The organism is Erwinia tasmaniensis Et1/99 (assembly GCF_000026185.1).
GTDB lineage: Bacteria > Pseudomonadota > Gammaproteobacteria > Enterobacterales > Enterobacteriaceae > Erwinia > Erwinia tasmaniensis.
Map to the genome: position 1 here is coordinate 1,705,084 of NC_010694.1, position 22,449 is coordinate 1,727,532.

General features: G+C 53.9%; 19 protein-coding genes. 10 read left to right on the forward strand and 9 right to left on the reverse strand.

Translation table 11 applies throughout. The annotated features are described in order from the left end of the window. Nucleotides 1-194 precede the first annotated feature (194 nt). A complete protein-coding gene (gene zwf / locus ETA_RS08620; RefSeq protein WP_012441238.1) occupies nucleotides 195-1,670 on the forward strand; it encodes a glucose-6-phosphate dehydrogenase in 1,476 nt (491 codons plus the stop codon). 165 nt (nucleotides 1,671-1,835) lie between these two features. On the opposite strand, the gene purT is transcribed toward zwf, so the two are convergent. Then, on the reverse strand, nucleotides 1,836-3,014 hold the full coding sequence (gene purT / locus ETA_RS08625) for a formate-dependent phosphoribosylglycinamide formyltransferase (protein WP_012441239.1): 1,179 nt from the start codon (nucleotides 3,012-3,014) through the stop codon (nucleotides 1,836-1,838). A 139-nt stretch (nucleotides 3,015-3,153) separates the two neighbouring features. Here purT and ETA_RS08630 point away from each other — a divergent pair, with 139 nt between their 5' ends. Then, entirely contained in the window at nucleotides 3,154-3,453 is a 300-nt protein-coding gene (locus tag ETA_RS08630) for a YebG family protein (protein WP_012441240.1), read from the forward strand. 15 nt (nucleotides 3,454-3,468) lie between these two features. Here the strand turns inward: ETA_RS08630 and ETA_RS08635 are convergent, their stop codons facing one another. Next, nucleotides 3,469-4,281 (reverse strand): sugar phosphate isomerase/epimerase family protein, encoded by an 813-nt coding sequence (locus ETA_RS08635; RefSeq protein ID WP_012441241.1) that lies wholly within the window; start codon nucleotides 4,279-4,281, stop codon nucleotides 3,469-3,471. 178 nt (nucleotides 4,282-4,459) lie between these two features. Here ETA_RS08635 and ETA_RS08640 point away from each other — a divergent pair, with 178 nt between their 5' ends. Beyond that, nucleotides 4,460-5,113: a tellurite resistance TerB family protein gene (locus ETA_RS08640; RefSeq protein WP_012441242.1), complete on the forward strand. Its 654-nt coding sequence runs from the start codon at nucleotides 4,460-4,462 to the stop codon at nucleotides 5,111-5,113. A gap of 135 nt (nucleotides 5,114-5,248) precedes the next feature. Then, complete coding sequence (locus ETA_RS08645; RefSeq protein ID WP_012441243.1) at nucleotides 5,249-7,312, forward strand: S9 family peptidase; 2,064 nt, start codon at nucleotides 5,249-5,251, stop codon at nucleotides 7,310-7,312. On the opposite strand, the gene exoX is transcribed toward ETA_RS08645, so the two are convergent. Next, the gene (exoX, locus tag ETA_RS08650; RefSeq protein WP_012441244.1) at nucleotides 7,309-7,974 is read right to left on the reverse strand and encodes an exodeoxyribonuclease X; all 666 of its coding nucleotides are present in this window, start codon (nucleotides 7,972-7,974) and stop codon (nucleotides 7,309-7,311) included. The two genes, ETA_RS08645 and exoX, sit on opposite strands and share 4 nt — an antisense overlap. A gap of 142 nt (nucleotides 7,975-8,116) precedes the next feature. Beyond that, on the reverse strand, nucleotides 8,117-8,347 hold the full coding sequence (locus ETA_RS08655) for a DNA polymerase III subunit theta (protein ID WP_012441245.1): 231 nt from the start codon (nucleotides 8,345-8,347) through the stop codon (nucleotides 8,117-8,119). A gap of 318 nt (nucleotides 8,348-8,665) precedes the next feature. On the opposite strand from ETA_RS08655, the gene ETA_RS08660 reads away from it, so the two are divergent. Continuing rightward, the gene (locus ETA_RS08660; protein ID WP_012441246.1) at nucleotides 8,666-9,001 is read left to right on the forward strand and encodes a YebY family protein; all 336 of its coding nucleotides are present in this window, start codon (nucleotides 8,666-8,668) and stop codon (nucleotides 8,999-9,001) included. Between the two features lie 573 nt (nucleotides 9,002-9,574). After that, the gene (locus tag ETA_RS08665; protein ID WP_042958847.1) at nucleotides 9,575-10,615 is read left to right on the forward strand and encodes a hypothetical protein; all 1,041 of its coding nucleotides are present in this window, start codon (nucleotides 9,575-9,577) and stop codon (nucleotides 10,613-10,615) included. A 126-nt stretch (nucleotides 10,616-10,741) separates the two neighbouring features. Here the strand turns inward: ETA_RS08665 and ETA_RS08670 are convergent, their stop codons facing one another. Both ETA_RS08670 and ETA_RS08675 read right to left on the reverse strand, forming a co-directional pair. Further along, a complete protein-coding gene (locus tag ETA_RS08670) occupies nucleotides 10,742-11,881 on the reverse strand; it encodes an AI-2E family transporter (protein ID WP_012441248.1) in 1,140 nt (379 codons plus the stop codon). 108 nt (nucleotides 11,882-11,989) lie between these two features. Continuing rightward, nucleotides 11,990-12,787: a spermidine synthase gene (locus ETA_RS08675; protein WP_012441249.1), complete on the reverse strand. Its 798-nt coding sequence runs from the start codon at nucleotides 12,785-12,787 to the stop codon at nucleotides 11,990-11,992. A 207-nt stretch (nucleotides 12,788-12,994) separates the two neighbouring features. Here ETA_RS08675 and ETA_RS08680 point away from each other — a divergent pair, with 207 nt between their 5' ends. Then, a complete protein-coding gene (locus tag ETA_RS08680) occupies nucleotides 12,995-13,288 on the forward strand; it encodes a hypothetical protein (protein WP_042958848.1) in 294 nt (97 codons plus the stop codon). 63 nt (nucleotides 13,289-13,351) lie between these two features. Here the strand turns inward: ETA_RS08680 and rsmF are convergent, their stop codons facing one another. The 3 genes from rsmF to yebS all read right to left on the reverse strand — a co-directional run bounded on the left by rsmF (nucleotide 13,352) and on the right by yebS (nucleotide 18,767). Then, nucleotides 13,352-14,788 (reverse strand): 16S rRNA (cytosine(1407)-C(5))-methyltransferase RsmF, encoded by a 1,437-nt coding sequence (rsmF, locus tag ETA_RS08685; protein WP_012441251.1) that lies wholly within the window; start codon nucleotides 14,786-14,788, stop codon nucleotides 13,352-13,354. A 132-nt stretch (nucleotides 14,789-14,920) separates the two neighbouring features. Then, entirely contained in the window at nucleotides 14,921-17,554 is a 2,634-nt protein-coding gene (locus ETA_RS08690) for a PqiB family protein (protein ID WP_012441252.1), read from the reverse strand. Beyond that, nucleotides 17,523-18,767, reverse strand: coding sequence for a membrane integrity lipid transport subunit YebS (yebS, locus tag ETA_RS08695; RefSeq protein ID WP_042959303.1), 1,245 nt, complete (start codon nucleotides 18,765-18,767; stop codon nucleotides 17,523-17,525). Before yebS ends, ETA_RS08690 begins: the two co-directional genes overlap by 32 nt. Before the next feature lie 213 nt (nucleotides 18,768-18,980). Between yebS and ETA_RS08700 the strand changes: the two genes are divergently transcribed. The 3 genes from ETA_RS08700 (at nucleotide 18,981) to prc (ending at nucleotide 22,305) form a co-directional block, all read left to right on the forward strand. Next, complete coding sequence (locus tag ETA_RS08700) at nucleotides 18,981-19,481, forward strand: GAF domain-containing protein (RefSeq protein ID WP_012441254.1); 501 nt, start codon at nucleotides 18,981-18,983, stop codon at nucleotides 19,479-19,481. A 96-nt stretch (nucleotides 19,482-19,577) separates the two neighbouring features. Then, entirely contained in the window at nucleotides 19,578-20,270 is a 693-nt protein-coding gene (gene proQ, locus ETA_RS08705) for an RNA chaperone ProQ (protein WP_012441255.1), read from the forward strand. Between the two features lie 19 nt (nucleotides 20,271-20,289). Further along, nucleotides 20,290-22,305, forward strand: a complete 2,016-nt coding sequence (prc, locus tag ETA_RS08710) for a carboxy terminal-processing peptidase (protein ID WP_012441256.1) — start codon at nucleotides 20,290-20,292, stop codon at nucleotides 22,303-22,305. Nucleotides 22,306-22,449: the final 144 nt, after the last annotated feature.

Here is a 22,449-nt window from a genome sequence, read left to right on the forward strand (position 1 = left end):
TCCGTAATAAGATAAATCAGGTATGAACTGGGGTGCCAATAAATTGAGTGCTGATGGATACATTGTGCCAAGCCTGCGTCACCAGGTTTACGTAGGCGGGGCAAATCAGTACATTGTACAGAAGCAAATAACAATTAGAGTCTGTCCAACGATGGAATTCCAGGACAGGCTCATCCTGCAACGAGGAGAATGAAATGGCGGTTACACAAACAGCCCAGGCTTGCGATCTGGTTATTTTCGGTGCCAAAGGCGATCTTGCACGCCGCAAACTGTTGCCCTCACTGTATCAGTTAGAAAAAGCCGGTCAGATCCATGAAGATTCACGCATCATTGGCGTTGGCCGTGCGGATTGGGATAAAAACGCCTACACCAAGGTCGTGCGTGAAGCGCTGGAAACCTTTATGAAGGAAAAAATCGATGAAGCGCTGTGGGATAAACTCAGCAGCCGGCTCGATTTTTGTAATCTGGACGTGACTGACAGCAGTCATTTCCCTCGACTGGGCAAAATGCTCGATCAGAAAAAACGTGTCACCATCAACTATTTTGCCATGCCGCCAAGCACCTTTGGTGCCATCTGCCAGGGGCTGGGTCAGGCTAAACTTAACGCCAAACCCGCGCGCGTGGTGATGGAAAAACCGCTGGGCACCTCTCTGGCCACCTCGCAAGAAATCAATAATCAGGTAGGCGAGTACTTCGACGAGAGCCAGGTCTTCCGTATCGACCACTATCTTGGTAAGGAGACCGTGCTTAACCTGCTGGCGCTGCGTTTTGCTAACTCGCTGTTTGCTGCAAACTGGGATAACCGCACCATTGACCACGTCCAGATCACCGTGGCGGAAGAGGTCGGTATTGAAGGTCGCTGGGGCTACTTTGACAAAGCGGGCCAGATGCGCGACATGATCCAGAACCACCTGTTGCAGGTGCTCACTATGATTGCGATGTCGCCTCCGGCAGACCTGTCCGCAGATCGTATCCGTGATGAAAAGGTTAAAGTGCTGCGTTCCCTGCGCCGCATCGACCATACCAACGTGCGTGAAAAAACCGTGCGCGGCCAGTACACCTCTGGTTTTGTGCAGGGGAAAAAAGTCCCTGGCTATCTGGAAGAAGAGGGCGCAGACAAATCGAGCAGTACCGAGACCTTCGTTTCTATTCGGGTTGATATCGACGACTGGCGTTGGGCAGGCGTACCGTTCTATCTGCGCACCGGCAAGCGTTTGCCGTCTAAATGTTCAGAAGTCGTGGTGTATTTCAAAAATCCGGCGCTCAACCTGTTCAAAGATAGCTGGCAGGAGCTGCCGCAAAACAAATTGACCATTCGTCTGCAGCCGGATGAAGGCGTGGATATCCAGATCCTCAACAAGGTGCCGGGGCTGGATCATAAACACAACCTGCAAACAACCAAACTGGATCTGAGCTTCTCCGAGACCTTTAACCAGTCTCATTTGGCCGATGCCTACGAGCGCCTGCTGCTGGAAAGCATGCGCGGTATTCAGGCCCTGTTTGTCCGCCGTGATGAGGTTGAAGAGGCCTGGAAGTGGGTTGACTCTATCATGGACGCCTGGTCTGCTGACAAAGAAGCGCCGAAGCCTTATCAGGCGGGGACCTGGGGGCCGGTAGCCTCAGTCGCGATGATCACCCGTGACGGCCGTTCATGGAATGAATTCGAGTAGGATCGCCGTATAACACAGCCCGCTTCGGTGGGCTTTTTTTTGATTTAAAATCAATAACTTCAGCGTATCAATCCGGACTGGAACGATAAGCGACAAACGCGAGAAATGGCCGAAGATGGGGTAGTTCAGGGACGAATGTGATCCGCCCCTGAGTGTTCTGGGCGATTAGCCAGACACTTTGACGCCGTTGGCAGCCGAGACGGCACGCTGCACCGCCTCGTCAATATCAAGGCCGGTTGCCAGCGCCACGCCTAAACGCCGCTTGCCCTGAATGTGTGGTTTACCAAACAGACGAAGCTGAAGACCCGCTCCCACGGCCGCCGAGAGGTTGGCATACTGCACGTTATCACTGTCCAGCTCTGGCAGGATCACAGCGGATGCCGCCGGGCCATACTGACGGATAGCGCCAACCGGCAGGCCGAGGAAAGCACGCACATGCAGCGCAAACTCAGAAACGTCCTGTGAAATCAGGGTGACCATGCCGGTATCGTGTGGTCGCGGTGAGACTTCGCTGAACACCACCTCATCACCACAGACAAACAGCTCTACGCCAAACAGCCCGTGGCCGCCGAGAGCCGTCACCACCTTTTCAGCGACCTGGCGGGCACGTTGCAGGGCCAGCTCGCTCATGTGCTGTGGCTGCCAGGATTCGCGATAATCTCCATCCTCCTGGCGATGGCCGATAGGCGCACAGAAATGAATGCCGTCCACCGCGCTGATGGTGAGCAGGGTTATTTCGAAATCAAATTTCACTACGCCTTCAACAATCACACGGCCAGCGCCCGCACGGCCACCCTGTTGAGCATATTCCCAGGCTGCCATCAGCTGTGAGGCTTCACGAATAAAGCTCTGGCCTTTGCCGGAAGAGCTCATGACCGGCTTGACGATGCACGGGAAGCCAATAGCTTCTGCGGCCGCCTGGAATGCGTCATAGCCGTCGGCGAATCGGTAGTCGGACGTAGGCACCCATAACTCTTCTGCCGCAAGGCGACGAATGCCTTCACGATCCATGGTCAGCTTGGCTGCGCGGGCGGTGGGAACCACATGCTGGCCCTGCTTCTCCAGTTCAACCAGCATATCAGTGGCGATGGCTTCAATTTCGGGTACAACGAAGTCCGGCTTCTCATCGGCTATCAGCGCTGCCAGGGCCGCACCGTCCAGCATATCAATAACATGACTGCGATGAGCAACCTGCATAGCGGGGGCATCGGCGTAGCGATCTACTGCAATCACCTCGACGCCTAAACGCTGGCACTCCAGCGCAACTTCTTTGCCCAGTTCACCCGATCCTAACAGCATGACGCGCGTCGCATTCGGACGCAGAGCGGTTCCAACAGTTGTCATAATCGCTACCTGAATAGATTGAAAAAAATCCGGCGCATTATAAACGAAAACGTTTGCGTATTCACCTGCAATACCGGGGTTGAGGCAAAAAGGCATCGCTGCTATACTGTATAAAAACACAGGTAAAAGAGGCATCATCATGGCTGTTGAAATCAAATACGTTGTCGTCAGAAAAGGTGAAGAAAAAATGACATTTGCCAGCAAAAAAGAGGCGGACGCCTTTGATAAAATGCTCGATATGGCCGAAGTGCTTTCCGGCTGGCTGGCTACCAGCCCGCTGGCAATGGATGAGCAGCAGAACGAGGCGCTGGGGCTGTTTATGGCGGAAAATAAGGACACTTTACAGCAGGTCCTGCGCACCGGCAGGCTGCCTGAAGAAAATGCCAGCGGGGAAAACGCCGACGCGGCCGAGAGCAAGCTGCGGGCGGTAGCGGGCTAAATTCCCGGCGCTTTGCTACATCATTTTGCGTAGTGCGGCCATGGCGGCTTTCGCCGTGAGATAAGGATCGGCCCCATGTCGCCGATCGTTAAACACTTCAAGCCCTATTGGCCCCCGGTATGCAATATCCTCCAGATGGTGTAACAGCGCCTCCAGCGGGTAATTGCCTTCTCCCGGCAGCAGGCGCTCATGACGGGCTACGTCTTTCAGCTGTTGCTCTTGCGGCTGGAAGTCCAGGTCCGAGAGCTGAACTAAAAATATCTTTTCTGCCGGGATGCCTTTCAGGTCTGCCAGCGTTCTTTGCCGAACGAAAATATGAAACGCGTCAACCACCAACCCCAGGTTTGGCGCATCAATGCGTTTTATCAGCCGCCATGCGGCGGCAGTGTCATTAATATGCTGGCTCCATGCCATCGCCTCATAGGCTATGCGCAGATTATGCTGCGCCGCCTGCTGTACCAGCCAGCGTAAATCCTCTTCTATTCTCTCTTGGCAACACAGGGGATGGGTTGATGCGGGAACCAGCAATGTTGTGGCTCCCAGCTGCCGTGCCGTTGAGATCATCTCCAGCGCCTGATCACGTTTATTCTCGCGCTGGTCGTCCGGCGCACCATCAAAATCCATCAACACCTGATAATCCGTCAGCGCCAGCGTCAGCCGTGAACAGAGATGAGCAAGGCTGGCCGCGCCGCCGGGGGCGGCCTCCACATCCTGCTGCCACAGCTCCACCTGCTGAAAACCTGCCGCGGCGGCCGCCTGCAATTTCTGTTCGCTACTGCCGCCCAGTAGAATGGTATTGATAAATAATGGGTTGTCCGAAAGAGACATTGCCGTTTTCCTTATTTGTTCTGCCTGCCTTCAATGTAGAAGCCAATAACGTGCTGCGCAAACGGCCCTGAAGAGGGTTCAAGCCGATGGGCTGAAAATTTTAGCGCCTTTTCACCCTTTGACATTTCCTGACGTGGCGTACCTTATTGTGGTGTTTTGAGCAAACGGAGAACGTTCTATGAGCAGCTGGTTCCAACAAATCCAGACCCTGTTAGGCCAATCGGGAAAATCCACTTCCGGCGGTGAAGGGTTAAGCAAAATGCTGGCGCCGGGCGCATTGGGAGGACTCGCAGGGCTTTTGGTCGCCAGCAAATCATCGCGCAAACTGCTGGCCAAATACGGCACAAATGCGCTGATCATCGGCGGAGGCGCCGTGGCGGGCAGCGTATTATGGAACAAATACAAGCAGCGCGTCAGGGAAACCCATCAGCAAAGCCCGCAGTTTGGTGAGCAAAGCACCCCGGTAGATCGCCGTGCTGAACGTCTGATTGAGGCGCTGGTGTTTGCCGCTAAAAGCGACGGGCATATTGATCATGACGAACGCCGCGCAATTGATGAGCATATCCTTCAATCCGGGCTGGGCACGCAGGCTGAACAGCTGGTTCAGCGTGCCATAGCCCAGCCGCTGGATCCGCACAGGCTTGCCGCGGATGTCAAAAACGAGGAAGAGGCGCTGGAAGTCTATTTTCTAAGTAACCTGGTGATTGACGTGGATCACTTCATGGAACGTAGCTATCTACAGGCGCTGGGTGATGCGTTGAAGATCCCGCAGGATGTACGCGAATCGATCGAACGGGATATCCGCAGTGAAAAGCAAAAGCTAACCGTCTGACGGAAAGGGTGGGCGATATCGCCAGCGCCCACCGATCCTTCACCCGCGATTTCGGCGGATCCTCATCAGATTTTCTTGGCAATCAGCTGGCTTGATGCCAACCTTATGTATTCACACATCAACTGCGAACCTGAAATGACTCCACCAAAAGCAAATAAAATACCTCATGTGATGAGCTTGCACGGTGAAACGCGCACCGATGATTATTACTGGCTGCGTGACGATCGGCGTGAAGATCCCGGTGTGCTGGCGCATTTACGTGCTGAAAACGATTTTTGTCAGCAGCAGCTTGAACCACAACAGGCGCTTCAGGCGCAGCTGTTGAAAGAAATGATCGAGCGTATCCCCGCGCGTGACCAGTCGGTTCCCTACGTGAAAAACGACTACCGCTATCTGAGCCGCTATGAAGAGGGCAACGAATATACCCTTTATACCCGTCAGCCGGCGGAGACCAGTACGCCGGACGTCTGGGATACCTTGCTGGATGGCAACCAGCGCGCCTCTGATAGCGAATTTTACACGCTCGGCGGCGTGGCCATCAGTCCGGATAATCAGACGATGGCGGTGGCAGAAGACTTTTTGTCACGCAGGGTATACGCCATTCGTCTGCGTAATTTAGACAGCGGCGAGTGGTATCCGGAGGTGCTTGAAGGCGTATCTTCGGGCATGGCGTGGGCGGGCGATTCGCGGACGCTCTATTACGTGTTGAAGGATACTCAGACGCTGCTGCCATACCAGGTCTGGCGGCATACGCTCGGCACACCACAACAGCAGGACCAGCTGGTTTATGAAGAGCAGGACGATGCGTTTTATGTCGGCCTCGATAAAACCACCTCCGAACAGTTTGTTGCCATCGTGCTGGGAAGCAGCACAACCACGGAGATTATGCTGCTGGATGCGCAACAGCCCAATGCACAGCCACAGCCGTTTTGCGCACGTCGTAAAGATCATGAGTACAGCGTCGATCACTATCAGGGCCATTTCTATATTCGCTCCAATCGCGACGGGAAAAACTTCGCTTTGTACCGCAGCGCAGAGGCCGATGAACAGCAGTGGCAGACGGTGATCCCGACACGTGACGACATCGTGCTGGAAGGGTTTTCCCTGTTCCGCGACTGGCTGGTGGTTGAAGAGCGCCAGGGCGGATTGACCAGGCTGCGCCAGATCCACCGGCAGAACGGCCAAAGCCGCGCCATTGCCTTTGACGACCCGGCTTATGTCACCTGGATAGGTTATAACCCCAGCCCGGAAAGCAGTAAGCTACGCTATGGCTATTCGTCAATGACCACTCCCGACACGCTGTATGAACTGGACCTTGACAGCGGCGAGCGGCAGATCTTGAAACAGACTGAGGTGAAGGGCTTCGACGCATCTCTTTACCGCAGTGAGCGCCACTGGCTGACCATGCGTGACGGTGTTGAAGTGCCGGTATCTCTGGTGTATCGCCTTGACTGCTATCAGCCGGGAAGCAACCCTCTGCTGGTTTACGGGTACGGCTCTTACGGCAGCAGTATGGATGCCGACTTCAGCGCCAGCCGCCTCAGCCTGCTTGACCGTGGGTTTGTTTATGCTCTGACCCATATTCGTGGTGGCGGAGAAATGGGACAGCAGTGGTACGACGACGGCCGTCTGTTGAACAAGATGAACAGTTTCCATGATTTCATTGATATCACCGATGAACTGGTGGCGAGAAAATACGGCGACGCACAAAAAGTTTATGCAATGGGCGGTAGCGCCGGTGGGCTGCTGATGGGGGCCGTGATCAATATGGTGCCTGACCGCTTCCACGGGGTCGTGGCGCAGGTGCCTTTTGTGGATGTGCTCACCACCATGCTGGACGAGTCCATACCCCTTACCACCGGAGAATATGACGAATGGGGAAATCCAGCGGAAGAACACTATTATGGCTACATCCGTCGTTACAGCCCGTACGACAACGTGGTGGCGCAGTCCTATCCGCACCTGCTGGTCACAGCCGGGCTACATGATTCCCAGGTACAGTACTGGGAGCCGGCAAAATGGGTGGCGAAGCTGCGCGAGCTCAAGACCGGAGACCATTTGCTGCTGCTGCACACCGATATGGACTCTGGTCACGGCGGTAAATCCGGTCGCTTCAAGGCTTATGAAGGCTTAGTGATGGAATACGCCTTTCTGATTGCGCTGTCGACGGGGCTGCTGGGGCGTCCGACGGCGGCTTAATCGGATTCGCTTAGCGCCCGCTCTATCGCGCTGCGCAGGTCAGGCTTTAAATCCGGGATTTTTTTCAGCATCCACTGTAAATAGCCCGGATCTTTTTTCGCAACGTCGTCAACTTTTTGACCACGATACTTGCCAAAGGGGAAACTGTTGGTGGAACCTTTGACCTGCATCCGCCGCAGCATTTCGGCGGCGTCCCAGCCGCTAAATGTCATTATACGCACCAGCAGCGCAGCGGTAACGTAGCAGTCGTACAGGGCACGGTGGGCATGAAGCTCGGGCGGGGGCGAGACGTCCAGTCGTAAAGCCTGACGTAGCGCCTCGTTGCCGTATTTCAGCCCGGGCCACAGGCGGCGAGCTAAGGTCATGGTACAAATCCACTCCCCGTTCATTTCGGGCAACATGCGGCGGTCGAAACTGGCGTTATGTGCCACGTAGTAAGGGCTGCCGTGATAACGACCAATGGCCTGTTCGATGGTCGGCTTCCCTCGCACCATCGCTTCGGTAATTTTATGCACGTCCATTGCCTGACGGCTGATGGGACGGTCGGGTGAGATAAGATCGCTCATCGGATTGGCAATCTGTCCGTTAATCACATCTACCGAAGCCACTTCGACGATCCCGCCCTGCAGGCCGCAGGTTTCCGTGTCTATAACCCTTAACATTGCTTCTCCCGATGATAAATTTGCTGTGCAGGTTAACGAAAAGGCCACCGCTTGCCAATGTTCATCCGCAACTCATACGGCAAAGATGTGCCAAACCCTCCGGCGCGATCTTTCCGGTGGATAACGAGCCCGACAGACGCGGCTATTTTTGCTTAGGTTCGTACGGCAATCGCGACAGCGACAGCGAAGCCTGGCGATAGTGCATCAGGCGCTGGCGAAACCAGTCACGGAGCGCCTCCGGCTGTTCGCGTTCGACGATTTCGGCAACAACAGGCATATTGTAACGCTCTTTGAAAGCCACCCCGGCGGCGGCCAGATCGACGTTAATCTTGTCTTTTTCTTCCTGTGGCAGCGTGGCCAGATTGCAGGTCATGGTGTTCTCCCGTAGTTTGTCGCAGAAAATAATGCACTGGGCTCGGATTAGCAAGTGTGCTGACGATGAGAGCGTCTGGTTACCTCGACACTGCTTTTTAAGCGGAGTATTCTTTCGCCCTCAGGCAGCAAACCGCCGCATCGCATCAAGGAGCATTGCGGCGGTTTGCGTCATTTCTTCAGCGTTTTCGGCCTCCTGTTCCTGGCCGCCGCGGTGCTGTTGCTCGTGGGCGGCCTGGACCGGTTCAAGCCGATAGACGGGCAGCAACAATGAATAATCTCTCAGAATTGAGCCATATCGTTTGAGGTACAGATCAAGATGAAAAAATTGGCATTAGTATGTCTGGCGCTGGGTATCAGCAGCAGCGCCACGGCTGGCATCGAAACCGTAAGTCGTTTTGATATGGGTAAGAACGACTGGCCCTTCACGCGCGAAGAGATGATGTTGAGCTGTGAGAAAGGCAACGTGCTGTTTGCCATCAATGACGGCACGCTGGTGCAGTATCCACTGAATGCCGCAGCAGAGGCCAAAGTGCAGGCGGGGCAAATGAAGGGAATGCCAATAACGAAAGTTCTGGCGGACGATCCAAATAACCCAGGTCAGAAAAAAAGCCTGGCACCGATCCTTGCGCGTGCCGAGAAGCTGTGTCACTGATACACATCGCGGGCGTGTCTTTGTCGACACGTCCGTTGAGGGCAATGCGGCGAGGTATTGGGCTTTCCGCCTCTTTTATGTCGACGCGATCACAATGTTAATCACAGCTTGCCTGATTATTTCTCCCCGGTTGGATTAACTCCCCGTCTGATACTATCTTTAAAGTACCGGGCGACAATGCCCTCAATAGACCTCATGTTTAGCGCACGGCTCTGCCAAGAGCCCTTTACCTGGACTGAAGACAGGATTTGTCTTCAGTCTTTTTTTGTAGCTAGTTATGACGTTAACTGGCTTTAAATTTACCGCCGTATTCCACCGAATTTCTTTTCCCTGCGATAGATTGCATTATCACTTTTTTTTGCACAGAGCGCCTAACTACGGCGATTGTGCTGTAAATTTGTGTCCGCGATGCAGTGTGACGTTGGCGGCTGAACTGCGGTTCAGGGGATACCTGCGCGTAGCAAGCTGAAAAATTTAGAATTAATTTAACCGATTCCAGGAAGAAACCGAATTGACATCTATACTGTAATCGCGAAATGCAGTTACTGATTGTTATATAAACCGGAGTGTAAAATGGAACTTAGAAACGAACTCGCAATGACAAAACGTGTTTCATGGGGCAGCATTATCGCTGGCGTGGTTACCGCAATAGCCGTATCGCTTCTGCTAACCACCCTGGGTACAAGTCTTGGCTTATCCATGCTGTCTCCGAAATCGGACGATATTGTTAATGGCGCAGATACGGCCGTACTGGCCTGGTCTGTTATTGGAGTGATCGTCAGCCTTGCCTGTGGTGGTTTTATTACGGGTCGACTGGCAGGCGCTGATGGCGCTATTCACGGTTTCCTGATTTGGGCGACTTCCCTGTTAGTTGCCACCATTCTTGGCTTCGCGGCCGTGGGTGGCGTGTTAAATACGGCGGGTAACGCGGTAGGCGGCATTGCTTCTGCAACCGGAAGTGTGGCGAGCGGGATCGGCAGCGCTGCGGGACATGCCGCGCAGGGCACGGCCAACATTGGCGAGAAGGTGTATAACCGTCTTGGTCTGGATACAAAATTACAGCCACAGGATGCTGACAAGCAGGTTATGGAAGCCTTGAAAAAAAGCGGCATCAAAGAGCTTCAGCCTGAATACCTGCAGTCGCAGCTGGAAGCGGCCGGAGACGACCTGGCTAACGCAGCGAAAGATCTGGCGATGAATCCAGAAAACAGCGATGCCATTACCGGTTCTCTGATGGATAAACTGAAAAATCGTGCTGAAACCGTCGGTAATGCCGTAGACAAAAATGACGTGAAAAAAGCCCTGGCGGAAAATACCTCTATGACGCCAGAGCAGGCAGACAAAGCGGTTGATAACTTCATTCAGACTCGTGATAAAGCGGTTGAGCAAGCTAAACAGCGTTTCGCACAGCTGGAAGACAATCTTAACCAGGCTAAGGCACAGTACGCTGAATTAAAGCAGCAGGCTAAAGAGAAAGCGGATGCAGCAGCCAAAGTGGGTGCTAAAGTTGCGCTGTGGTCATTCTTTGGTCTATTAATTGGTGCGATCGTCAGTACTCTGAGCGGCCTGTGGGGCGTAAATACCCTGCCTGGTCGTAAAAAAATTAAAGCCTAACGTTTTGCCAAAAAAAAGGCCCCATAATCGGGGCCTTTTTTTATCGGATCGGCACGGGCAAACCACTATCTGAATGACACGACGAGTTAAGTTGCGGCCGCTTGCCGGGGCATGATGCGGCGTTATTTACTTATCAGCATTGTGAGGTGATGACATCTCTTTATTAGGATGAGTCTGACTTTCTTCCATAAAGTCACTGTCAATCTTGTCAGTATTGCCTTTATGGTCTCTGCCAGAAAGCAGGTTCCAGCAGGAAATAAACAGTGCGGCAATCAGTGGCCCAATAACAAAGCCGTTAATGCCATAAATTTCCATGCCGCCCAGCGTCGAAATCAGGATCAGATAGTCGGGCATTTTGGTGTCTTTGCCGACCAGCAGCGGACGTAGTATATTATCCACCAGCCCAATGACCACCACGAAGAAGAATGTCAGCAACAATCCTTTGATCATTGCGCCAGAGAAGAAGAAATAAAGTACCACCGGTAGCCAGATAATCGCCGAACCCACGGCCGGGATCAGCGACAGGAACGCCATCAAAGAGCCCCACAAAATGCTGCCCTGAATGCCCGCAAACCAGAAAGCAATGCCGCCCAGCGTTCCCTGTACCACCGCCACCACGACAGTGCCTTTTACCGTGGCACGAGAAACCGCGGCGAACTTAACAAACAGATGATGTTTAACAAAGCGTGACAGCGGGATGGCATCCAGCGCCATACCGACCAGATAAGCGCCATCTTTCAGCAGGAAGAACAGCAGATAGAGCATAATGCCGAAGCCGATGGTGAAACTGAAGGTGCTTTTTCCTATCATCATCAGGCTACCGGCAAAAAACTGCCCGCCTTTCATCGCCACGCCCGAAAGCTTTTGCTGAATAGCACTGGCGTCATTCAGATTGTTCTCGGCAAGGAAATGGCGCAGCCAGTCAGGCAGATGGTTGACGACGCTTGCCGCGACGGTCGTCAGTTCCGTTTGGTCGCCCTGGATACGGCTATACAGCGCGTTGAACTCAATTGCCAGTGAGGAGGCAACCACGGCCAGCGGGATAAACACAATCAGGCAGATGATGAATAACGTAATCAGTGATGCCAGGCCGTTTTTATCGCGGCAGTATTTCCTGATTTTGCTTTTCAGCGGGTGGAAAATGATCGCCAGAATAGCGGCCCAGAGAATGGCGGAAAAATAAGGCCCCAGTATATGAAAAAACCCCAGCGTGGTTGCCGCCAGAATAAAAATAAAAAATCCCTTACTTATGCCCTGAATGATCATTTTATCGTCTCTGCAATTAACTAATACTTTCCGTGCGCTAAAAGTAGACCACGGGTTAGCCGCCAGCAACAGTAACTGACCTTAAGCCAGTATAAATGTGGTGACTGTTCAGAAAATAGGCGCGCCCGGCCAGCGGCTAATTTTTTGTGCCACCGGGGTAAAATCGCTGGCGAAATCCGCCTCGCACTCTTTCATCATCCGTTTCAGCTGGTGCAATGGGTAGGGGCAGGGCGACCTGCTGGCGAAGATCACCACGTTACCGCTGGGCGCGACGGTGTAAAAAAGGCTGCTGAAAATATCCAGCAGCGCGCGCGAGAAGGTGGGGTCCTGCGACGGCAGGTGGGGGTGGTTCAGCACCAACCAGCCGCCGGGTCGCAGGCGGGCGGCACAGTCGCGCAGAAATGTCGCCGTAGACTGGATGGGAGCAAGGGCGTTGGCATTATACAGGTCGGAGAAGATCAGGTGATAGTTGCGCTGACCACGATCATCGGCGATAAAGCGTGCGGCATCGTCAATGACATAGCGAATATTGTCACTTTGTGGCAGGTAAAAATAGTCCTGCGCCACGCACATAACGGCCTGACTCAGCTCGACGACGTCCACGGAAATGCCCGTATCGCGTGCGAAGAGCGCTCGCAGCAGGCTGCCGCCGCCCAGGCCCAGCAGCAGGATATCTTGCGCCTCAGTCAAGGTGACCGCCATGAGCATAGCGCGGATATAGTGATGGACGGGGAGTGACGGCTGATTTTTCAGCATTTTGCTCTGCTCAAAAACCCGGTCAAAACTCATACTGCGGAAATCGCGATGATCAATCACCGACACGGGGCCATATTCATCCTGTTGTGAAGCCACCAGGTTTCCACGGAGCTGAAATAATGGAGAGGAATTAAAATCAACATCGGACATAGTATACTCCTGAAGCGACCAGACGGTGGACGGTACCGCGGTCGGCGCGGGTTTTCTCCTTTTATCGCAGCGGTCTATTCTGCATTCCCGGTTGATTGCGGGCAATGACTATCTCTGCTTGTGCATATAGGTCTGGCGTTCTACGATAGATAATGGCCCATCGCAGTGGATACCCGTTGCGATGAAAACTGGCCAGGAGCCCGTTGCATGAGAAGCGAGAAAGAAATTTCCATAGACCAGTTTACCGCAGACGAAAAAATTTTGGTGGAGCAGCGGGTAAAGGCCCTGACCGGCAAACTCAGTCATCTTGCCAGCAAAAAAGAAGAAAAAGAGATCCTCAAGGAAGCAAAGCGCTTGGTGATGAAAGAACGGGTTGTGCGCGAAAGCAGCAAAGCGGTGATGGCAAAAAGGCCGCGTAAGCCTTCGGCAGCGAAAGAAAGTGAAATTAAAGATTTTAGCTGGACCGCATCGCTGCGTAAAAACCCTCGCGCATTAAAGTAATTTTCCGGCATGGCCGTAACGGCCTGGTTGCATCAGCGCGGCCCACAACGGGCCGCTCCGGGTTTACAGGGTAAATAACTTGCCGTCGCGCACCAACTCGCGCGGGTAGTTATTTTTGATACGGCTTCCCACCTTCTTAGCGATACCTATCGGCCGCTGCTGGTAGCAGATAATCAGCTCGCTGGCGGGCAGGTCGCGCTCCGGGTAGATATCGCGCCCGCGATACCACTCCTCTGCTTCGTTGCTGTTCAGCTCAAACGCGTTGGCGCTAGCGGCATCAGCAAGCGCCACGGCGGCATGGTGCTGCCAGCGAAAGCCTTTAGGGAACGTTTCCGCCAGCTTCAGACCAATACGCGAGAAACGAACGCGCCCCAACAGCGGCTCTATCTCCGAAGGGAACAGCCACAGCTCTTTATCTCGCTGCCACAGCTTAAGCTCCGTGTCCCAACGCAGGCCAACGCTGGCCGCTGCGGCAATGACTTCCTGCTGCTGCACCCGGTTCAGCGGCGTGAAAGGGGGCTTGCCCACTTTGTAACCCGGTTGCGGCATTGGCGGCACGCTCGCGACCTTACGCAGGCGGGCAACGAAGAAACCTTCGCTATCGAAAATATGAGGAAACACATGGAGATAACCCTCTGCGGTAGTGGCCCGTTCAGCCCCCATGAACAGCGTGTCTAAGGGCTCGACTTTCACCGCATCCGGATATTGCTCAAGCAACCCGTTGACCACCTGCTGGTTCTCGCGGGTATTGAGCGTACAGGTCGAATAGACCAGCGTACCGCCGGGGCGCAGGGCATGGAACGCGCTGTTGATGAGCGCTTGCTGGGTGGCGGCAATCTCTTCCGTGCTGCTCTGTGACCAGTTACGCAGGGCATCTGCATCTTTACGCACCACCCCTTCGCCTGAGCAGGGCGCGTCGAGAAGCACCGCATCAAAGCATTCCGGCAGTGCCGGGCCGAATACCCGGCCGTCAAAATGGGTCATGGCGGTATTACTGACGCCGCAGCGGCTGAGATTAGCATGCAATACTTTTACCCGGCTGGCCGAATACTCATTAGCGAGGATGGCACCACGATTGCCCATATGCGCGGCTATCTGCGTGGTCTTCGATCCTGGAGCTGCCGCCATATCCATGACCCGCTGCGGCATATCCCCGCCGTCAAACAGCGCGCTGACCGGCAGCATTGAGCTGGCTTCCTGAATATAGAACAGCCCGGCAAGATGTTCGGCAGTGCTGCCAAGCGGCAGCGTGTCGGCGTCGTCTCGGCTGATCCAGAAGCCCTCCTGGCACCAGGGGATCGGCGTTAACGCCCACTGATAAGGCTCAACCAGCGTGAGAAAATCATCGACGCTGATTTTCAGCGTGTTGACACGCAGACTGCGGCGCAACGGTAGCTGGCTGCTGGTGATAAAACGCTGAAACTCATCGGCGTCGGGCAGCAGCTGCTGCATCTGTTCAACAAAGGCGGGCGGGAAAAATACGCGGGAAGTGTGAGACACAGGCTGGATCCACTAGACACTAAAAAAAGTGGGGTTAGTTTAGCACAATTGTCCTGCCGGGCCGCTATCCCTGATATGACGCGGCCGCAAAGCAGGGGGATATGCAGCGGGGTGTTGCCCCGCCGCAGAGTGTTACCGTGGCAGGGCGGTTCCCCATTGACGCCAGCCCGCCGGTTCCTCTTGCTCTAACAGGTAGTGTTTGCCGGAGGAGGCTTGCGGTGCCAGCGGCACGGTAGGGGGCGTGGCAAAGGCAATGCCGCCCTGAATAAACTGCTGGAAAGTACCGGTTTTCACCACGCCGCCCGTCAGGCCAAACTTCAGGTTATAGCCTGAAGCTAACCAGAACACGGTGTTATTACGGACCAGGTGCTGATACTTTTTGCTGATGCGCAGGGTGATCTGAACGCGATCCGCCATGGAACCCAGAGCCGTTCCGGTTACCGTGCCGACCTCGACGCCACGGAAGAGTACCGGCGTACCTACTGACAGTGAGCCGCCTTCCGGCGCATCCACCACCACGTTCAGCCCGTCCAGATACCGGGCGTCGGTGATCGTTGATTCCTGAAGTTCAAAGCTGCGCACCGCGCCACCCTTACCGGGATCGACGTTGATATAGGGCTGTAACAGGGTATCCAGATGATTCACCCCGGCGGCAGATATCTGCGGAGAAACCACCGAGAAGCGCGAGCCGGAGCGGGCAAAATCCTGCACGTATTCCGGGTATAGCACCGCTTTCGCTATCACCTGATTATTGCCTTCTCCCAATGCCAGCGACTCAAGCTGACCAATATTAATACCCAGATAGCGGATAGGCATACCCGATGACAGTTTGCTGGCATCAAAGGTGCGCAGCGTGATTTGGCTACCCACGGCGCGTGCGGCGGTCTGTGACTCATATAGCACACGCTTATCCCGTTGGTTTAAGCCAACGCCAGCACCATTAAGATTATCGAAGCTGATGGCGCCTTTTAACGCGCGATTGAGCGGGGAAGCCTGAACGGTCAGCCCGCTGCCGTTTAACTGGACGCGAGCTCCGCCCTCTGCCCAGAACACGCTTCCCGGCGTGAGCAGGCGACGATATTCAGGTTTAATATGCACGTTCACATCAAACGAATCAGCGCGTGGCGTGACGCTGACGATCTCCCCGACCTGAAATTTGCGAAACAGCACCACTGAACCGCTTTGAATATCGGGTAGGCTGTTGGCCGTCAGGGTAAGAGTGGTTGGAAGGCGATCGCCAACCACCCCTTCTGCGGCCTTTTCGGCATTAGCATACAGCGGATAGCTGCCCTTAAAGGCCCCCGTACTGCCGGGATCAAGGCGTATTCCCCCATCCACCCATTCCCTGGCGCTGGCTCCCAGTACTTCCACACCATCAATGCCCAACTTCACATCCAGACGACTATTGATAATGAATTTACTGTCACCGTGCACCAGATGACGATAGTCGGCAGCGACCACCACTTTGAACGCGACCCCTTTTTCAGTCAGAGTGCGGCTGATAACCTGGCCAACACGCATGCCGTGCAGCACGATCGGTTGACCGGCATCAATGCCATAGCTTTCAGGGGCGGTCAAAGAGAGTGCCAGCGCGTTGGGCTGCTGGAGCAGAGACTCATTGTCGGGCAGCACTACAAAGTGCGTCTGCGCTTCACCTTCTCCTGGAATGAGCTCAAGCGTATTGCCGGTTAACAGGCTGCTCAGGCTGGTGTCAGTGAAGCTGATTTTTGGAGCGCGCATTTCTATGCGCGTGCCTGCCCGCATCAGGTTGGTAACAGAGGGATCGAGAGTCAGTTCGCCACTGACTTTGCCACCGGGCAGCAGGGTAATTTTAGTCAGGGTGCCGACTTCCAGCCCCTGATACATTAGCGGCGTGCTGCCTTCCGTCAGATTTTTGCCATCCGGCAGGTCGAGTGAGATCGTCACGCCTCGTTGGCTCTGCGCCAGATCGGGGTAGAGCTGATAACTATCGTCGGAGCTTGCGGGCTGTGAATCGTTGGGAGAGTCAAACGCAATCGCACCATTGACCAGCGCAGGCAGGCTTTCCAGTTCGACCTTCGCCCCACCGATCCCGACATTCGCCTTGATACCGGAAACATTCCAGAAACGGCTCTCTTTTTTAACCAGGTTGGTAAAGCGCCGTTCGATAAGCACATCAACCGTCACGCCTTTGTTGCCGGGGTTAATGCTGTAATCATAGACACGCCCAACCGGTATCTTACGAAAGTAGACCAGTGAACCGCTGCTCAACGCCGCCAGATCCGGGGTATTCAGATGGATAAGCATCTCGCCTGAATTCACGCGATATTTGGGCTGGGTGTCAAGCGCCACGAAGTTTTCCTGCGGCTGACCTTTGCCCGGCATCATGCCGATATAGTTTCCGCCAACCAACGCATCCAGCCCGGAAACGCCGGCTAACGAGGCCTTCGGCGTTACCAGCCAGAATTGGGTATGTTCACGCAGCGCCTCTCGCATATCGCTTTTAATGCTGGCTTTGATTTTAATGGTGCGGAGATCGTCCGTCATGCTGATCCCCTCCACCAGGCCCACTTCCACACCCTGGTAGCGCACCGGGGTACGTCCCGGTACAATACCGTCCGCCGTGGCGAAATCAATGGTAATGGTTGTGCCGCGCTGCTGATAATTGCTCCAGATCAGCCAGCCGGCAATCATTAAAGCGATAAATGGCAGCAGCCAAAACGGCGATATTCTGCGCCGATTTTTTAGGCGAGCGCTAGTCGGTGTAGTCGGCGTTTCCTGTTGCATGAGCATCCCAAAGTAGACGGCTATCCAGCCACTCAACGGCAAGAATAGTCAGTACGACCGCGCTGCCAAAATAGAAAGCGGCGGGTCCCATCGTAAAGGCCAGTAGCTGATCGCGATTGACCAGCGACATGGTTAATGAAATCACAAAAAGATCGAGCATTGACCAGCGTCCAACCCATTTCACCAGCCGCAGCAGGCGAATGCGGGTTTTAAGGCCCTGTTCACAGTTAAAATGAATGCTGAGCAGCAGAGTGGTCAGCACGATAACCTTAGTGAAAGGCACCAGAATACTGGCGATAAAGACGACCAGCGCAATCGGAATATTCTCTGAACCCAGTGACAGTACCCCCGACAGGATGGTGTCTTCTTTACGCGCCCCGTTTAGCCAGATCACCGAAATCGGCAGCAGATTAGCCGGGATAAGAAAAATAATCGATGCAATCAGTGCAGACCATGATTTTTGCAGGCTGAGTGGGCTGCGTGCCGGTAGCGACGTATGGCAGCGCGGGCAGCGCCCGTTTTCGTCCGGCGTACCGGTATGGTGGCAGCTGAGGCAGACCCGAAGCTTATCCAGCGCCACACGAGGAGCAGGCTGTGGATAGAAACGGTGCCATAACTGCTCGACGTTGAGATGGATAAGCGTCAGCAGGCTAAGAAGCGTTAGCGCGATAAATGCCGTCAGCCCGATCCCTGGAGTGATAGCGGCATAGTCCTGAACTTTAATAGAGGCAATGGCGATGCCAACCAGATAAATATCCAGCATGATCCACTCTTTCAGCCGGTCAAGCATGAGCAATAACGGGCGAACGTTCATCTTCAATTTATTGCCAAGAAAGAGCCCGCCGATTGCGGCGACCAGAGAGACCGGTGCGCCTATGGTGCAAAATGCGACCATCGCTGCGGTAATCACGTCACCCTGTTGCGCCATCTGCAGAATTCCCCCCGTCAGACTGGCGTAAATATTGGTCCCCAACAGCCGGATAGACATCATCGGCGCGTTAAATGCGAACGGCATCAGTAACACCATCGTGACCGCCATGGCGGTTAAACGCGTCATTGACCAGTCGCGCCCGTTGAGTATGCGCGCATCGCACCGTGGGCAGTGTGCGGACTGGTTGGACTTCACATCAGGTAAGTAAAAAAGGGTATCGCATTCGTGACATCGCTGATAACGTGCCTGCGGCAGAGCATGACGGATGGCGTGTATTTTCATATTACCGATCGAACTTAGCCCATGGCAGGGCAGGATTAGGCAGATTAATGCCATACGGAGCAGGACTGACTGATGCCATGCTTTCCTGTGCAGGTCAATCTAAGCTTATATTAAATAAAAAGAAACTCCACCTTGCCCGTAAAGCTTTTCATACCTGATATTATCAGGTGATGCAAAAGGCGGCATCGCCACATTTTCAATTATGGTTAAACAATGACTAAAGCAGAATTTTATACTGACCTCAACCGAGATATGAATGCGCTATTGAGCGGTGAAACCAGCTTTTTGGCGGTGATGAGCAATTGTAGCGCGCTTTTGTATAAACGTCTTGACGGCGTTAACTGGGCTGGCTTTTATCTGTTAACGGAAGAGAAAACGCTGGTACTGGGGCCTTTTCAGGGAAGGATAGCCTGTGTGCGTATCCCCGTTGGGCGCGGCGTGTGCGGAACTGCGGTGTCGGAGAATCGCGTACAGCGCGTAGACGATGTCCATGCGTTTCCGGGGCATATCGCCTGCGATGCGGCCAGTAATGCCGAAATTGTGTTGCCGCTGACGGTAAATGGCCATGTCATTGGCGTGCTGGATATCGACAGCGTTGAATATAACCGCTTTGATGATGAGGATGAAAAAGGGTTGAAAGCGTTGACTGACGGGCTTTGCGCAGTACTTTCCGGGTCGGATGTGGAAAAATTTATTCACATGAATCGCACCTAAAGTGGTTGATCACGTAGCAATTGCTGAAGGGGGCATTATAATGTCGCCTGTTCATGCCTGCGCTGATTGGCAAACCCGTTGTAATCAGGAAATTTCATGGAAAATCAACCCAAGTTGAATAGCACTAAAGAAGTCATCGCCTTTCTGGCAGAGCGTTTCCCGCTATGTTTTAGCGCCGAAGGCGAAGCACGCCCACTGAAGATCGGAATTTTTCAGGATTTAGTCGAACGCGTGCAGGGCGAAATGAGCCTGAGTAAAACCCAGCTCCGCTCGGCACTCCGTCTTTATACCTCCAGCTGGCGCTATTTATATGGCATCAAGGCTGGGGCGATTCGTGTTGACCTTGATGGCAATGCCTGTGGTCAACTGGACGAGCAGCATGTTGAGCATGCGCGCAAACAGCTTGAAGAAGCAAAGGCACGCGTGCAGGCCCAGCGCGAGCAGCATCAGGCGAAAAAGCGTGAAGCCGGTGAAGCCACCGCACCTCGTCGCCCGCGTAAGCCGGCGCGTAAACCTGCGGCTGAAGGTGAACAGTCACGTTCCGTTTCTGGCAAACCTTCTCGTCCACAGGCAGCACGTCCTGCTTCCGCACCGCGTGCAGAATCGCGAGTGGAACAACGTAAGCCAGTTACTGACACCACGGCACTGCAGGTGGGTCAAAGCATCAAAGTCACCGCTGGCAAAAACGCGATGGATGCCACCATTCTTGAGATCTCCAAAGATGGTGTCCGGGTTCAGCTTGCTTCCGGCCTGGCAATGATAGTACGCGCAGAACACTTGCAGTTCTGATACGGAGGCTAATCAGGGCATGAACACTCTTTTTAAAAGTACTCTCTTGGCGGGTCTGCTGTTGGCAGGCAATGTTTTCGCAGCTGAATTGATTACCCGCGCCGATCAGATCCCTCAATTGCATCAGGAAGCGCAGCACGCGACCGTGAGTGAACGCGTGACCTCGCGTTTTACCCGTTCACATTACCGCCAGTTCGATCTCAACCAAGAATTCTCCGTTAAGATATTTGAACGTTATCTTAATCTGCTCGACTACAGCCACAATGTGTTACTGGAATCGGACATTGCACAATTTGCCGATAAGAAAGCCACGTTGGGCGATGGTCTGAAAAACGGACAGCTGTCGGTGTTTTACGATCTGTATAACCTGTCGCAGAAGCGCCGTTTTGAACGTTATCAGTATGCGCTGTCCGTACTGAGCAAGCCGATGGACTTCACCGGCAATGACACTATCGATATCGATCGCAGTAAATCGCCATGGCCCAAAACCATCGAAGAGCTTAATGCGCTCTGGGATGCAAAAGTCAAATTTGACGAGCTCAGTCTTAAGCTGACCGGTAAAGATCAAAAAGAGATACGTGAAGTTCTCACCAAGCGCTACCAGTTTGCCGAACGTCGACTGGCGCAAAGTAACAGTGAAGACGTATTCCAGCTGGCGATGACGGCATTCGCGCACGAAATCGATCCGCATACCAACTACCTTTCGCCACGTAATACCGAGCAGTTTAACACCGAGATGAGCCTGTCTCTGGAAGGCATTGGTGCCGTGCTGCAAATGGATGACGACTACACCACAATCAACTCAATGGTGGCCGGTGGTCCGGCAGCGAAAAGTAAAAGCATTACCGTTGGCGATCGCATTGTTGGCGTAGGCCAGCCGGGTAAACCGGTGGTTGACGTGATTGGTTGGCGCCTGGATGACGTCGTTGCGCAGATCAAAGGTCCGAAGGGCAGCAAGGTACGCCTTGAGATCCTTCCCGCCGGCAAAGGCACCAAACCCCGCACCGTTACCCTGACACGTGAAAAAATTCGTCTCGAAGATCGTGCGGTGAAAATGAGCGTGCACAACGTCGGCAAACAAAAGGTTGGCGTGCTTGATATCCCTGGCTTCTACGTGGGTTTGACGGATGACGTAAAAGTTCAGCTGCAGAAGTTGCAAAAGGAAAACGTTGACAGCGTAGTTATCGATCTGCGCACCAACGGCGGCGGTGCCCTCACCGAGGCGGTTTCCTTGTCCGGCCTGTTTATTCCCGGCGGCCCCGTGGTTCAGGTGCGTGATAACAATGGCAAAGTGCGTCAGGACAGCGATAACGACGGGGTGGCCTATTATAAAGGCCCGCTGGTGGTGTTAGTTGACCGCTTCAGCGCGTCGGCTTCGGAAATTTTTGCCGCGGCTATGCAGGACTATGGACGTGCATTGATTGTCGGCGAGCCAACCTTCGGCAAGGGCACCGTGCAGCAATATCGCTCGCTGAACCGCATCTATGACCAGATGCTGCGCCCCGAGTGGCCAGCACTGGGGTCTGTGCAATATACCATCCAAAAATTCTACCGCATCAACGGTGGCAGTACCCAACGCGAAGGCGTCACGCCAGACCTGTTAATGCCTACCGGTGTGGAAGCGGTGGAAACCGGCGAGAAGTTTGAGGACAATGCGCTGCCCTGGGACAGCGTAAATGCGGCCTCCTATGCGAAAACCGGCGACCTGAAGCCTTTCGAAGCTGAACTCCTGAAAGATCACCAGCAACGCATCGCTAAAAACGCCGAGTTTCAGTACATCATCGGGGATATTGCCCGTTTTAACGCCAGTAAGGATAAGCGTAACATCATTTCACTTAACCTCGCCAATCGTGAGAAAGAGAATAATGAAGATGACGCACGGCGGCTGGAGCGGGTTAATGCGCGCCTGAAGGCCGCGGGCAAAAAAACGCTGGCGAAACTTGACGATCTGCCAAAAGATTATCAGGGGCCTGACCCGTATCTAGACGAAACGGTGCAGATCGCTAATGACCTGGCGAGACTGGAAAAGAAATAAACTCTAGCGTTCTGCAAGCTCATTCAGCTTAAAGGCACGGCGTTTGCTGTGTCTTTTTTTTATCTGCGGCAGTACTCGCCCGAGAAGGTGAAAAAAGTGACATTAGTGTAAAGTTATGTTTTTTTAGACACTTAAAGATTAAGT

What these genes read in the sequence shown, in the direction of transcription:
- ETA_RS08665 (WP_042958847.1), top strand. Translation starts at nt 9,575, where the DNA reads ATGGAACTTAGAAACGAACTCGCAATGACAAAACGTGTTTCATGGGGC.
- ETA_RS08645 (WP_012441243.1), top strand. Translation starts at nt 5,249, where the DNA reads ATGACTCCACCAAAAGCAAATAAAATACCTCATGTGATGAGCTTGCAC.
- prc (WP_012441256.1), top strand. Translation starts at nt 20,290, where the DNA reads ATGAACACTCTTTTTAAAAGTACTCTCTTGGCGGGTCTGCTGTTGGCA.
- ETA_RS08640 (WP_012441242.1), top strand. Translation starts at nt 4,460, where the DNA reads ATGAGCAGCTGGTTCCAACAAATCCAGACCCTGTTAGGCCAATCGGGA.
- yebS (WP_042959303.1), bottom strand. Translation starts at nt 18,767, where the DNA reads ATGAAAATACACGCCATCCGTCATGCTCTGCCGCAGGCACGTTATCAG.
- ETA_RS08655 (WP_012441245.1), bottom strand. Translation starts at nt 8,347, where the DNA reads ATGACCTGCAATCTGGCCACGCTGCCACAGGAAGAAAAAGACAAGATT.
- ETA_RS08630 (WP_012441240.1), top strand. Translation starts at nt 3,154, where the DNA reads ATGGCTGTTGAAATCAAATACGTTGTCGTCAGAAAAGGTGAAGAAAAA.
- ETA_RS08675 (WP_012441249.1), bottom strand. Translation starts at nt 12,787, where the DNA reads ATGTCCGATGTTGATTTTAATTCCTCTCCATTATTTCAGCTCCGTGGA.
- ETA_RS08670 (WP_012441248.1), bottom strand. Translation starts at nt 11,881, where the DNA reads ATGATCATTCAGGGCATAAGTAAGGGATTTTTTATTTTTATTCTGGCG.
- exoX (WP_012441244.1), bottom strand. Translation starts at nt 7,974, where the DNA reads ATGTTAAGGGTTATAGACACGGAAACCTGCGGCCTGCAGGGCGGGATC.
- zwf (WP_012441238.1), top strand. Translation starts at nt 195, where the DNA reads ATGGCGGTTACACAAACAGCCCAGGCTTGCGATCTGGTTATTTTCGGT.
- purT (WP_012441239.1), bottom strand. Translation starts at nt 3,014, where the DNA reads ATGACAACTGTTGGAACCGCTCTGCGTCCGAATGCGACGCGCGTCATG.
- ETA_RS08680 (WP_042958848.1), top strand. Translation starts at nt 12,995, where the DNA reads ATGAGAAGCGAGAAAGAAATTTCCATAGACCAGTTTACCGCAGACGAA.
- ETA_RS08700 (WP_012441254.1), top strand. Translation starts at nt 18,981, where the DNA reads ATGACTAAAGCAGAATTTTATACTGACCTCAACCGAGATATGAATGCG.
- ETA_RS08690 (WP_012441252.1), bottom strand. Translation starts at nt 17,554, where the DNA reads ATGCAACAGGAAACGCCGACTACACCGACTAGCGCTCGCCTAAAAAAT.
- ETA_RS08660 (WP_012441246.1), top strand. Translation starts at nt 8,666, where the DNA reads ATGAAAAAATTGGCATTAGTATGTCTGGCGCTGGGTATCAGCAGCAGC.
- ETA_RS08635 (WP_012441241.1), bottom strand. Translation starts at nt 4,281, where the DNA reads ATGTCTCTTTCGGACAACCCATTATTTATCAATACCATTCTACTGGGC.
- proQ (WP_012441255.1), top strand. Translation starts at nt 19,578, where the DNA reads ATGGAAAATCAACCCAAGTTGAATAGCACTAAAGAAGTCATCGCCTTT.